This window comes from Ottowia pentelensis (assembly GCF_964341695.1).
Map to the genome: position 1 here is coordinate 3,148,699 of NZ_OZ224513.1, position 12,599 is coordinate 3,161,297.

Consider the following 12,599-nt stretch of genomic DNA (forward strand, 5'->3'; position numbering starts at 1 on the left):
TCATCCTCCTTGGCGAGAAGCCGACACCGCGCCTGCGGCATCGATGGATACACCCAACGGCACCAGCAGCGGCGACCAGCCGTGGCGCCGTTGGCGGCCGTAGTGCACGAGCAGGCCGGGCGACAGCTCCAGCTCGGGCATGCGATCCAGTGCGTCGAGCAAGGCACGCTCGTGCAGCACACGGCCGGCGCGGCTGAGCAGCTCGGTCGTCAGGCGCGCCGCGGCCAGCCCAAGTCGGTACCAGGGCGTGGCCGCGCCGCCCCCATCGGCGGCGGGCTCCAGCACGGCAGCAGGCATGGGCAGCACCAGGGTCTGCGTCCAGCCTGCGGGCAGCGCCGCCTGCACCGCCGGCGCGCTGGCCAGGGTATAGCCGATGCAACCGGGTGGTCCATGGCGCGATGCCGCTTGCAAGTCGGCCTGCGGCGCGAGCCAGCGCGGCGCGTCTGCGGCGGGTGCAGCGAATACCGGGGCGCCGTCGCCATGCGTCACCGCCAGGCGCGTGCCAGAGCGGCACGAGGCCAGCGCCTGCGCCAGCGCGGCGCGCTGCAGCGCCACGGGCGCCAGCAGGTCGGCCGACCAGTCGGCGACGCGCGGTGGCTGCTCGCGCACCACCAGCGTGGCCACATGCGACAGGTGGGCCTGCGCCAGCAGCGCATCGGCGCCCTCCTGGGCCTCGTTCCACAGGCCGCCCACCAGCGCAAACACCGGCTCGGCCTGCCAGGCGGCCAGTGCCTGGCGCACGCCGGCACGGGCGTCCTGCACCTGCAATTCGATGCGGCGGCCGTGCACGCCGCCGCGCGCGTTGGCCTCGGCAAAGCCGGCGCGCAGGCCGGCGACGATGGCGGCACCGGTGCCCGCGGCCGGGCCACCCAGCGGCACCACACTGCCCAGGCGGATCACGCCGTCGCGCACCCCGGGCGGCAGGTCTTGATCGGTGCCGACGCGGCGCAAATAGGCCAGCAGCGCCTCGGCCTCGCCCGGCTGCAGCATATAGCGCGGCATGGCCGGCGCCAGGGCCGCACCACCGCGCCCCTGGCCTTGAACAACGGCGCGCAGCACGGCGGCGTCATCGCCAAAGCCCGGCCGGCCATCGCGTGTCTGGCGCAGCGCCGCGGCGTGCAGCGCCGGCACGGGCTGACCGCCTTCGCGCCCGCCAGCGCCCGTGGCGCCATGGCAGCGTGCGCAGGCGGCCATGTCCACCGGCAGGCGCAGGGCCGTGACCTCGCTGCCGCGCGCGAAGGCCACATGGCCCTGGTAGAGCGCGCGGCCGCGCAGGGCAAGAGCTGCATCGTCAGCGGCAGCCAGCCCGGGCACCGACAGCAAGGCCAGCAGCGTGAGCATCAAGCGGTTCATGTGGCCACCCCGCGCAACAGGTCGACCAGCTTGTCGGTGGGCGTGAGGGACGACGCGCGCGTCCAGCGGCCGCGCGCCGAACCCAGCCACAGCAGCGAGGAATGTGCCTCAGGGTCGCCCACCGGCACGCCAAACGCCGTCCACACACGCCGCAGCTCGGCCGCGTCGCCGGTCAGCATCAGCCAGCCGGCGTCCAGGCCCAGGCGCAGCTCGAAGCGCTGGGCATAGGCGCGCATGGCCTCGGGCGAATCGCCCAGCGGGTCGACCGTGATCGACAGCAGACGTGCCTTGGGCAGGCTGGAGGGCGCGGCATCGAGTCGCTCGCGCAGCGCACGCAACATCGCCGTCTGCGGCGGGCAGACGGTGGAGCAGCCGGTGTAGAAAAAGCCGATCACCACCGACTGGTCGCACAGCGTGCGCAGGCGGTGCGCGCCGCCGCCCTGATCGAGCAGGCGCGCGTCGGGCACCGCCACGCGGCCGCTGGCGTCCTGCGCCGTGGCCATGGGCGCCCAGCCGTCGGCGCAGGCCAGGCCCAGTGCAGCGATGGCGTGGCGCCGCCTCATGGCCGCGTCTCCGGCGCGCCCTGCACGCGTCCGCGCACAAAGGGCAGGTCGCGCGAGACGCTGCCCACGAACAGGTCGTAGGCCACGCCCGGCGGCACACTGACCTCGACCGCGTAGCGCCCTGTGGCATCGCCCGCCGCGCCGATTTCGCCCAGGTGCACGCGGTGCTGCCAGCCGCTGCGCTTGTCGAACATCAGCAGCGTCAGATCGCTCACCTGCGCCAGCGGCTGGCCGCTGCCCTGCGGCGTCTGCTCGCTCAGCGCCACCACGATGCGCCGGCGCGCGCCGGTCAGCGGCTTGTCTTCCACCAGCCGGACCTTCAGCTCGGGCACCGATTCGCGCTCGGCCTGCCCGCTCGTCATGGGCAGCGCCACGCGGTCGCAGCCGACGAAGCGCGGCCCGGCGCCGCTGACGATCAGGTGATGCATGCCGCCCGTGTCGTAGCGGACCGGCACCTGGTAGCGGCCGGGTGACACCTCGCGCGGCGCAAGATCCAGCAAGGCAATGGCCAGCGGCGTGCGCTTGTAGTTGGAGTAGCTGCCGACCGGGGCCATCATGCCCTCGGCGTACTGGTAGATGAGCCGGTCGGCCGCATTCGCCACCAGCAGGCCGGCGCCGTCGGCCGCGGCGATGGCGCGGCGCAGCCTGTGGTCGTCGCCCTGCGGCACGCCGGCGCTGCCCAGCAGGATGCGCACCGGCTGCACGCGGCCGGCGCGCAGATCGGCCAGCGCCCACAGGTCGGCATTGGCCTCGTCGTTGCCCACGGCGTAGACGAAGCGCTGCGTCAACGCCAGCCGGCTGGCACCGGGCACGGTGGCCGAGCGTGCGTGCACCGTGCCGGTCGCCAGGTCCACCATGCTCATGCGGTCGCCGCCCACGGCGATGGCGTAGCGGCCCTCGTCCACGATGGCGATGTCGGCCACGGGGTGGCCCAGGGCCAGGCGCCGCACCGCGCTGCCCGCGGGGTCGATCGACAGCAGCGCCTGACCGTCGTGCGCCACCAGCCGCCGCGCCAGCGTGCTGAACGCCAGCTGCTGCGCCGGTTGCGGCAGGCTCCAGCCGTGCAGCACCTGCGGTACGCCGGCGGCGTTGGCGCCCCAGCGCTGCAGGCGGCCATCGGCGTGCGTACTCAGGATGACCGGGCCGTCGGGCGTTTCCACCGCTTCCATGCGGCGCACCCGGGCCGCCGCTGCGCTGCGCCAGGCGGCATCGCGCCCGGCCAGGTCGAGCACCGCCACGCGGCCCACAGCCGGCTGCGCAACCCACACGCGTGCGCCGCGTTCGTCCAGCGCCAGCGTGGCGCCTGCGCCATCGCCCGGCAGGTCGAGGGCGCGCACGATCTGGCGGCGGTGCGTGTCCACCGCCACCAGGCGCGCCGGCGCGTCGCCCGTCAGCACCCACAGCTCTCCACGCGAGGGCGCATGCACCCAGGCGCGCGGTGTGTCGGGCAGCGGCACGATGGATTCGAGCTTGGCGTTGTTCAGGCCCACGAAGGGGTTGATGAAAGCCAGCGTGCGGTCGGCGTTGAGGCTCAGGATGCGATAGGTGTTGAGGTCGACATCGGCGCGGCGGCCGACGCCGGTGGACACCAGCGACTTCACGCGGTCCCTGCACGCCAGCTCGCCTTCGGCCAGCGTGGGGCGCTGGCGCTGCAGCCACACCGCCAACTGGCCAGGCGCGTAGCGCAAGGGATTGCCCGAAGCCTCGTCGCTGATGTCGAATGTCAGCTGGCCCAGGCCATCATTTGCACCATTGCTATTTTTTTCATAGTTCCAGCGCAGTTGCATGCCGGCGTCGCGAATGATGCCACTGGCGTCATCGGAGCGCGCCAGCGCACCGTCCAGAAGCATCCCGCACAGCGTCGGCACAACGGCCAAGCGCACCAGCCAGCGCAGGGACGAGGCAAGGCGGCGCATGGCGCAGTCCTTCAGCGCTCGACGGTGAGCTCGGACAGCGCGAGCTTGTCGTAGCGCCGGTTGCCAATCAGCGCGGCGTCGAAGCGCACCTCCACGATGCGGTCGCCGCCAGTGGCGCGCGCGCCGACGAAGGGTGCCACGAGCGGCTTGGCGGGCGCGCAGACGTGGCCGGTCCGGCCATCGGCGTTGATCACCAACTGCCAGTCCTGCGGATCGGATGCGAGCGCGACCCACATGACGGCGAACAGCGGCTGGTCGAAGAACGGTGCGTCGAAGGGATCGCGCGGACACACCCCCACCCAGCCACCGACCGCGCGCACGCCAGTGGAAAATTTCAGCCGGATCGGCGCTTGCAGCGGGTCCGTGTCAGGGCTGGGGTCGGCGGCCACGAGGACGGCATCGCCCAGCCAGAAGTTGCAGTCGAAATCGGTGTCCGAGCAGTCGCGCCGCCGCACGCGCGGGCCGGTCTCGTTGACGGTGATCTGGACCGTGTCGTCGAGCCCGTAGCGCCAGGGCACGCCGGACACGAAGGCGTTGGGCGCCACGAAGGTCTGCGTGATCGGATCGACCTCGTCCCAGCGCTTTTCGATGCCGGCGGTGAAGTGCGCCGGCGAGGGCAGTTGCACGATGGACATGATGGAGGCTCCCTCATTGTTGATCGGTGCTCGCCGACGCGCCGCGCGACGGCTGGACGCGCAGCAGGCCCCAGATGCCACCGTCGCGCAGGAAGCTGGCCTGGCTGCTCACCAGGTAGTCGTGCGGCACGCGGAAGGCGCCGCCGGCGGCCACTTCCACGCTCACACCCATCATCGGACCAAAGCCGTTGAACACGCCTTCGCGCAGGGTTGAGCCGGCATGCGCGTCGAAGCGGCGCGAATCCGCCGACCACGGATAAGGATTGAACGGGTGGCCGCTCAGCGCGACACCCTGCTGCCGCGTGTGGCCGCCGGCATGGACGAAGTGCAGGCGCACGCGCTCGCCGGGGCGCGCCGTCAGGATGGGCGTCTCGGGGTCGCAGGGGTTGGCGAAGGCCAGGATGGGCGCGATGCCGGCGGCGCAGCGCACGCTGCCGTCGGCGTCCTTCGTGGTGGCCGAGCTGAACACCTGGCCGTAGTCGCTTTCGTTGCGCTCGGTGAAGCCGATGCTCGCGTCACCGCCGCGGCGCGCCCACAGCGGCTCGGTGCGGTAGTTCCAGGCCTTCATGCCGTAGTCGTCGGGCTCCTCGGCGCCCGACAGGTTGCGCACCGGCATGTCGCCATGCAGGGCATGCACGGCATCCTGGAACATCAGCACATGATCGACATACCGGCGCGCGGGTTGGTCGGCGGTGGCCGGCACGCAGATCTCGGCGCCGAGGGCCGTCGCGCCAAAGCGGTTGTCGGCGCAGACATCGGAGCCTTGCGGCCCAATCACCACGGCGCCGATCAGGCCGTGCATGGGGTGCTTGACGGCATCGCCGAAGCTGCGCACCGGCAACGCGCCGAACTCGATCGGCTGACGCTCGGGCCCCGGCTCCAGCGTGCTGAGCAGGAAGGAGCGCTGGCAGCGCAGCAAGGCTGGCCCGCTGGCGTTCGGCAGGCAAGGCGCGATCAGGCTGCCCTGCATGCCCGACGTGGCCTGCTGCCGCGCGCGCTCGTCCGCGCCGCGCGAAAGACCTGCTGCCAGCGCCAGCGCACCGTTGATGCCGGCGTTGCTGCCATCGCCCTGCAAGGGGTTCTGCGACAGTCGCGGCACCGAGAAGCCCACCGAGCTGGACATGCGGAACTGGTTGAGGTTGAAGCCATCGGTGATCATCGGCAGCGCGTCATGCGTGGCCGAGCGTTCGGACAGCAACTGGCCGGGCACGGCGCCCGGGCCATCGGCCAGCGTGGGCGGCAACAGGTTGCGCACGAATACCTGCAGGCATTCGCCCGCCGCCGCGCGCATCACCATCGGTTCGATCGGCTGGCCCGCGGCATAGCGTGGGCGCAGTTCGGCAATGGCCTGTGCGGCACTGCGCTTGCTGGCCTCACTTTCCAGTCCGCTGCACGCCGCGGACGAATTTTCATCGGCTTCGCAGCGCTGACTGCGGTGCAGCGCATAGACGATGGCCTGCGGATCGCGGATGCGCTGGCGCTGGTTGTAGGTGATGCCAGCCGACTGCGGGCTGCCGCAATCACCCGCCAGTTGGCAGACCTGCGCCACCGTCACCTCGAAGAAGCGCCGGGGTGCATCGGTGCCGCCGGGCAGCTTGCACATCTGCTCGCGCAGGTCACCCCCCGGGATGGCCGATGGTTGCGTGCCTGCCAACTCTGTCAACCCGGCCGATTGCACCGCCACGGCACGGCCGCGCGCGGTTGCGGGCTGGCTCGCCGAAGCGCCATCGCTGGTGTAGACCACGGAGGGCACGCGCGCCGTGACCGACGGTGGCCGATAGCTGCGCAACACGCCCCACAGGCCGTCCCACAACTGGTCGACCGAGGAGCCGAAGTACAGGTAGTCCGCCACCGGCAGGCCCGCGGGGTTGACCAGCAGGTCGAACTCGAAATGCTCCGAGATGCCGATCGGCTGCGCGTTGGTGTAGCCCGAGCCCTTGGAGCTGGGCAGGCGATGCCACTTCACGCCATTCATGGTGAACACGTGTTGCGCCTCCTGCGCGCCCTGAATCAGCCGGATCTGCACCGGGTCGCCCTCGAAGGCCGGCAGGATGGGCGTGGCCGGGTCGCCGAACTCGCGCCAGGGCTCCAGGTTGACGATGTCGGGCCTGCAACCCGCGCCCGTCATCAAGTCCTTGCGATAGAGCTGACAGTTGAAATCGCGGCGCCAGCGCTCGACCTTGGCGAGTACGGCGTCGAGTTCGCCGACCTTGCCGATCTGTTGAAGCAGCTCTCGGGTGGTGGTGCTGGCGTGCGCCGGCAGCGTCTCCTTGGCCAGTTGCTCGGCGCGCGCGGCATGCACCTCGGTGCTGAAGGCGTTGGCCATATCGCCCAGGCAATCCTGGTCGCCATCGCCCGGGCTGCAGGGCTGCGAACTGAAAGCGCGGCGCCGGCTCTGGCGGTAGCTGAAGCCACCCAGCGCCGCCAACGGATCGCTGGCGGCATTGGCCGGGTTCACCACCGTGATGTCGGCGATGCGCAAGGCCAGCGGCTCGTGGCGGTAGTTGACGTACTGGCTGCCCGGATCCTCGCTGGAGATGCCCAGCGGGCGTGCCGGCAGCAAGGCGACGTGGCGCCGGCCGAAGCGGATCTCGGTGCGGTCGCGCATCTGGCTGTCCTCGCCGCGCGGCTCGGGGTTGATGGGCTCCAGCGCCGTGTTGTAGGCAATGCCGAAGTCGGCAATCGCCAGCGCGAATTCGCGGCGCGTCTGGTTGTTTTGATGCGGCTCGTCGCAGCTGGCGAGGCCGGCGCCACGCGCGCCCGAGCCTGGCTGCAGCGGATTGGAATCGCTGTCGCCGATGCACTGGGGAGCGATGATGTTGGCCATGGCGCTGGTCGGGCCGCCATCGGTGCGCAGTACCAGCGGGTCACGCGGCTCGACCACGCCCAGCACGCGGTCGCTGGCGCGCAGGCGGCTCTCGGGCACCGGGCTGGCCAGGTTGGCACCGCCAATCAGCTTGGCACACAGTGCCGAGTTGGGAGCCGCGTCGCAGCCCAGGTTGCCCGCTCCGACCATGGCAACACCGGCCTGCTCCATGTCACTGGCCTGCACCTTGGCATCGACGCGCGTCCACACCGAGTTGGCCGGCTCGATCACCAGGCCTGCGTACAGGCCGTGCTGCTGGTGCGAGCTGGGGCCGAAGTGGTCGTGGCTGAACACGGTGCGCAAGGTGTTGTCCCTGCCCTTCTGGTTGATGATCGGGTCGGCCCACCACAGCTGCGTGGTGCGCTGGGCGCCGCAGAAGGGATGCTTTTCATGCAGGCGGTGCTCGTATTGCACGTCGGACTCGCCGGCCTTGCGGGCCGGACAACTGCCCTGATCCAGCAGGTGTTTGTAGCCCGGCGCGCCGGCGCCACCCGAACCGGCCGTGAAGATGTCGCCACCCGGCAGGAACAGCGGGTGCGTCTTGGGTGCCAGGCGTTGCCCCTGGCCCGTGGCGGCCACGCGCCGGTTGTTGGCAAAAATGCGCTCGCGCACCTCGTCGGGCGAGAAGGTGCCGTCTTCGTAGTTCCAGCCGTTGCCCGAACCGTCGCTGGAGGTGACGTCGAACTTCACCAGGTGGATGTGCTGGCCGATGGTGTCGGTCGGCGTGAAGACCTGGAAGTCGTCCGCGTTGAGTGCCGAGGGAACGAAGTTGGTCGCCTTGAAGTCGATGCAGTCGCCCGAGTTGGCGCGGAAGAACAGCGGCTCGGGCAGGCGCGTGCGCGTGGACGGATCGATGATGTCCTTGACGTCGTTCTCCAGCACGGCGATGCGGCCCTGCGGATCGAACCAGCCGTGCTTGTTGTAGGTCAGCTCGGTCTGGATGTAGGCGGCGCGGTAGTGTCGGCGCGGCGCGTTGACGGGACACGGGTTGGCGTAGGGCGCGCCGGCAGCGGGCGGGCGACCGTTGACGTGAAACACGGTGTGCGCATCGCCGCGCGGCTGTTGGCTGCCCACCGTGGCGGCGTAGTCCGTCTGGTAACCGCCACCCTGCGGCGACCAGTTCGGATGCGGCGGCGCGCCGCTGTTCGGCACCAGGCCGCCGGCGGTCAGGACCCCGGCATGAAAGCGCATGGCCGCCTTCTCGCTTGCCGTGCCGGAGTGCGGCAGCGGCTTGATCTCGATCTGATCCCAGACGGCGGCGAAGGCGTTGAGCGCGATCGGATCCTGCTGGGCCACGCGCTGGGCGATCAGGCGCGCGGCCTCGCCGCCGGTGGCCAGGGCGTGCGCGCGCGCGGCCGGATCGTCGCGCGCCGCCTTGAGCGTGCCGCCCACGACAACATGGCGCGGCAGGCCGCCGTTCACCACGTCGGCCGCGTTCGGCTCGACGCCCGAGGCTGCGTCGTAGCCCGCGGCGGCGACGTCCATGTCCAGCGGCGGCTGCGGCGGCCGGTGGCCGGCCTGGCCCGGAATGTAGAACGGGTAGCCGGCAAACGCGGCCGTCGGCAGCGGCGCCAGCGCAGCGCCGGGAATCGGCACGATGGCCGGCGCCTCGGTGCCGCTCGCGACCTCGGCATCGGGCAGGCGACGCCAACGCGGATCGTTGGCCGGGCCGGCGGGCTGCTCGGGCTTGAACAGGCCCTTGTCGTTGCCGTCCTCGAACACGTCGTGCACGCGCCACAGCTCCCACATGCCCTGCGCGAAGTGCGGGTACAGGTGGCAGTGGAAGATCGAGTCGCCCGGCGTGAAGTTGCGGTTGCCCGAGCCGCCGAACTCGATGCCGTAGCTGAAGGTGGCACCGGGCGAGATGGTCTGCGAGTCCAGGTAGGTCGAGTCCGGATCGCTCGGGTCCAGCACCCACTGGTGCGCGTGCAGGTGGAAGACATGCGTTTCCTTCGGCCCGGCGTGCAGGTTGCGAAAGCGCACGGCATCGCCCAGGTAGCTGTGGTGCACGTTGGAGGGGTCGTCCTTGTAGCGCGCGCCGACCGGCTGCTTGCCGGCCGCGTCCCACTGCAGCACCAGCGCCGGATCGCCATTGGCCCAGGAGCTGAGGAAGAACTCCTCGGCGCGGCACTCGGGGCAATCCTTGGCCACGCCCACCTTGCGCTGCAGCGGCGTGGACATCACGGCCGAGCCCATGCTGGAGGCACCGTAGTTGATGCCCATGCCGTCCTTCAGGTAGTGCAGCGGGTTGTTCGGGTCCTCCAACTCGGCAAAGGCCTGCTGCGCGTGGATTTCGTCGTGCAAAACGACGGTGAATTCGCGGAACGACGTGCCGCAGCTGTCGCCGAACATGTGCTGACCCGGGTCCTTGCAGGCCGGGGCGTCCGTGCCATGCCCCGTGCCTTCGGGCACGACGATGATGGCGTTCAGGTCGCTGTGCATGATGTGGTTGCCATCCAGCATGTTCAGCACCGGGCGCGTGGCGCCGCCGCCGATGTCGCGCCGCGCCTCGTAGTCGATGTCGCGGTACGCATGGCGCCCGGCCGGCACGGCGCGCGTGACCTGCTGCAGATCGTCCCCCGTGACCTGGGAGCGGTACCAGCGCGAGCCGGCGGGCTCGACGTTGACGGCGGCGAACAGGCCCAGCCCGATCTGGCCGCCGTCGCCCTCGCCGCCCACGGGCGCGGCGGTGGAATAGGCGAAGTAGGTGCCCTCCTTCACGGCGCGCCAGCGGGTGACGACCTTCTGCCCCGGCTTGGCCAGCGAGCCCAGAAAATCATCACGCACCGACTGGCGGGTGAAGGGATTGAACACCACGCCCTGCTGCTGCGGCAGCCCGACGTTGCTGCCGTCGCCGCCGCAGGCGGCGTTCAGCGGGCATTGCAGGGCCGCGAGCGGCGCCAGCTCCAGCCCCGTGATGTGCAGCGACGCGGCGCGCGTGCGCGGCTTGTCCACGCTGACCCTGCTGGCGCGCACCAGCTCGCGCGATGTGGGTTCGCCCATGCCGGCCTCGATGTGCGCGGGCAAGCGGCCACCCATGCCCGGCGGCAGGCCACCCTCCTCCTGCCACTGCGGATCGAGCAGGTTCTCGAACGCCACCTGCAGGCAGTCGCCCTCGTTGACGCGCAGCACCAGCGGGCGGGGGCGCTTGTCGGGCCGCAGCATGGCATTGCCGGGGCCGAGCGGCCGCGCTGCATCCAGCGGCACCACGTCGTGGCGCAGCGCATACAGCATGCCGGCGGGGACGAAGGCGGCGTGGCGGTTGAGCACGTAGGCCTGCTCGATAGCGACCACGTCGGCGTGAATCACCCGCTGGCAAGTGCCCTCGGCGGCCTGCGATTGCGATGGCGGCGGATTGATGCAGGAGCCCAGCAGCAGGGCCGAGCCGATACCGAGCGTGGTGGCCAGAATCCGAGGCGCACCGCGGGCCGACCGAGCCGACCCGATTGGATGGCGCGACTCACGCGATGCCTCCGATCGCGCGTCGCAAGGCAGGACGGTGAATGCTGGCTGCGGCATGGCTGGCCTCCGTCGTCTCTGACCCGCGGTGTCGGTCGCGTGGCGCGACCCACCGCAGCGGGCGTGTGTCGGGTTCGCTGCCCGACTCGGCTCCCTGCGCTGCCAATCGAGCAACCAGTGTCGCATCGCCGCGCAGTCCGGTCAACTTGACGAACGCCCTATGCCGACCAGCCAGAGACGGGCTGCGGCCGCCTGCGCGGCGGCCAGTTGCGTAAACCGGGTTGCGCAACTGGCCGCGTGCAGTAGGCGCGCGATGGGTGAACCGTCAGCCGGCCGCCGGCCGGCGCCGCTGCGAGGCCGCCAGCGCCAGTGCCACGCCGCCGGTGATGCCGGCCGTCGCCAGCATCAAGCGCAGGGTCAACGCCTCGCCCACGAACACGACTCCGCCCAGCGCCGCGATGGCCGGCACGGTGAGCTGCACGAAGGCCGCGCGGGTGCGCGACAGACTTGGCAGTGCGCTGTACCAGATGATGTAGCCCAGCGCCGACGCCAGCGCCCCCGAGGCCAGCGCGCACGCCAAACCCTGCGCGTCCGGCGGCAGTCGCCAGACCCCGAGGCCGATCAAGACCACGCCGGCCGGGGTGCAACGCAGAAAGTTGCCCGCCGAGTCCACCAGCGGCGCCCGCGATCCGCGCCCGATCAGGCTGTACGCGCCCCAGGCCGCCCCGGCCAGCGCCATCAGCAGGGCCGCCCCCAGCGGAGGCGTCACCAGGCTTGGCGAGACCAGATAGACCAGCGCGCCGAACGCCACGCCGATGCCCAGCCATTCCAGCGGGGCTGGCCGGTCACCGCGCAGCACGGCCCACGCCAGCATGGCGAACTGGACGCTGGCGAACAGGATCAGCGCGCCCGGCCCGGTGGCCACCTGCACGTAGGCGATGGCGAAGGCGACGGCGTACACCAGCAGCGACAGCGCGCCCGCCCAGTTGCCGCCGATCCACCCGCCGCGTACGGGCGGCCGGTGCAGTGCGTCGGCGCACCGCACGCGCCACAGCACGATCGCCACCAGCACGGTCGCGCCCCAGCGCCAGCCGCGCCAGCACCGAATTGGCGGCAAACGCCAGCATCGAAACGGCGGTGAGGATCGCCAGCCGCACCGCCACCCCCGCTCGCGCGCCGGCGCCCTCAGGCGCCGCCCAGCAGCTGCTTGATGTCGTCCGTCCAGTCCTGCAGCGAGGTGCCGTAGCGCACGAACAGGCGCAGCCGTCCCTGCGGGTCGTAGACGTAGCTGGCCGCCGTGTGATCGACGCTGTAGTCGGCCGAATCCTTGCGCGGCACCTTCTGGTAGAACACCTTGAAGTCCTTGGCCAGCGCGGCCAGCTTCTCTGGCGTGGCGGCGTACAGCGCCAGAAAGCTGGGGTCGAAGGGCTGCATGTAGGCCTTGAGCACGGTCGGTGTGTCGCGCTCGGGGTCGACGCTGACGAACAGCACCTGCAGCTTGTCGCCGTCGGCGCCCAGCGCCTGCTTGACCTGCGCCAGCTCGCTCATGGTGGTGGGGCACACGTCGGGGCAGTGGGTGTAGCCGAAGAACACCACCACCACCTTGCCCTTGAAGTCGGCCAGGCTGCGCGGCTTGCCGTCGAAGTCGACCAGCTGAAAGTCCTTGGCGTAGTCGGCGCCCGTGATGTCGGTGGCGTGAAACGACGCCTTGTCGGGTGAACAGGCAGAAAAACCCAGTACAGCGCCCGCCAATAAAGCGCCAGCAGCTATGTTTTTAAGAGCGAATCGGCGTTGCATGCGGCCCCGT

Annotated in this window: 7 protein-coding genes; all 7 read right to left on the reverse strand. The window is 71.1% G+C overall.

Features of this window, described 5'->3' with window-relative positions; translation table 11 throughout:
* The 7 genes from ACWHMB_RS15175 to ACWHMB_RS15205 all read right to left on the reverse strand — a co-directional run bounded on the left by ACWHMB_RS15175 (position 1) and on the right by ACWHMB_RS15205 (position 12,589).
* Positions 1 to 1,353, reverse strand: a complete 1,353-nt coding sequence (locus ACWHMB_RS15175; RefSeq protein ID WP_293221384.1) for an ABC transporter substrate-binding protein — start codon at positions 1,351 to 1,353, stop codon at positions 1 to 3.
* Complete coding sequence (locus ACWHMB_RS15180) at positions 1,350 to 1,916, reverse strand: SCO family protein (protein ID WP_293221382.1); 567 nt, start codon at positions 1,914 to 1,916, stop codon at positions 1,350 to 1,352. The genes ACWHMB_RS15175 and ACWHMB_RS15180 overlap by 4 nt, the downstream gene beginning before the upstream one ends.
* The gene (locus tag ACWHMB_RS15185; protein WP_293221380.1) at positions 1,913 to 3,832 is read right to left on the reverse strand and encodes a hypothetical protein; all 1,920 of its coding nucleotides are present in this window, start codon (positions 3,830 to 3,832) and stop codon (positions 1,913 to 1,915) included. The genes ACWHMB_RS15180 and ACWHMB_RS15185 overlap by 4 nt, the downstream gene beginning before the upstream one ends.
* Before the next feature lie 11 nt (positions 3,833 to 3,843).
* Entirely contained in the window at positions 3,844 to 4,467 is a 624-nt protein-coding gene (locus ACWHMB_RS15190) for a hypothetical protein (protein WP_293221378.1), read from the reverse strand.
* 13 nt (positions 4,468 to 4,480) lie between these two features.
* Positions 4,481 to 10,642 carry a hypothetical protein gene (locus ACWHMB_RS15195; RefSeq protein ID WP_377484003.1) on the reverse strand — a complete coding sequence of 2,054 codons (6,162 nt, stop codon included), beginning with the start codon at positions 10,640 to 10,642 and terminating at the stop codon, positions 4,481 to 4,483.
* Between the two features lie 475 nt (positions 10,643 to 11,117).
* Positions 11,118 to 11,864: an EamA family transporter gene (locus ACWHMB_RS15200; protein ID WP_377484005.1), complete on the reverse strand. Its 747-nt coding sequence runs from the start codon at positions 11,862 to 11,864 to the stop codon at positions 11,118 to 11,120.
* Positions 11,865 to 11,977: 113 nt separating this feature from the next.
* Positions 11,978 to 12,589, reverse strand: a complete 612-nt coding sequence (locus tag ACWHMB_RS15205; RefSeq protein ID WP_377484007.1) for an SCO family protein — start codon at positions 12,587 to 12,589, stop codon at positions 11,978 to 11,980.
* Positions 12,590 to 12,599: the final 10 nt, after the last annotated feature.

Bases quoted from the DNA above. Each gene is read 5' to 3' on its own strand.
- ACWHMB_RS15180 (WP_293221382.1), bottom strand. From the start codon at position 1,916: ATGAGGCGGCGCCACGCCATCGCTGCACTGGGCCTGGCCTGCGCCGAC.
- ACWHMB_RS15185 (WP_293221380.1), bottom strand. From the start codon at position 3,832: ATGCGCCGCCTTGCCTCGTCCCTGCGCTGGCTGGTGCGCTTGGCCGTT.
- ACWHMB_RS15190 (WP_293221378.1), bottom strand. From the start codon at position 4,467: ATGTCCATCGTGCAACTGCCCTCGCCGGCGCACTTCACCGCCGGCATC.
- ACWHMB_RS15175 (WP_293221384.1), bottom strand. From the start codon at position 1,353: ATGAACCGCTTGATGCTCACGCTGCTGGCCTTGCTGTCGGTGCCCGGG.
- ACWHMB_RS15205 (WP_377484007.1), bottom strand. From the start codon at position 12,589: ATGCAACGCCGATTCGCTCTTAAAAACATAGCTGCTGGCGCTTTATTG.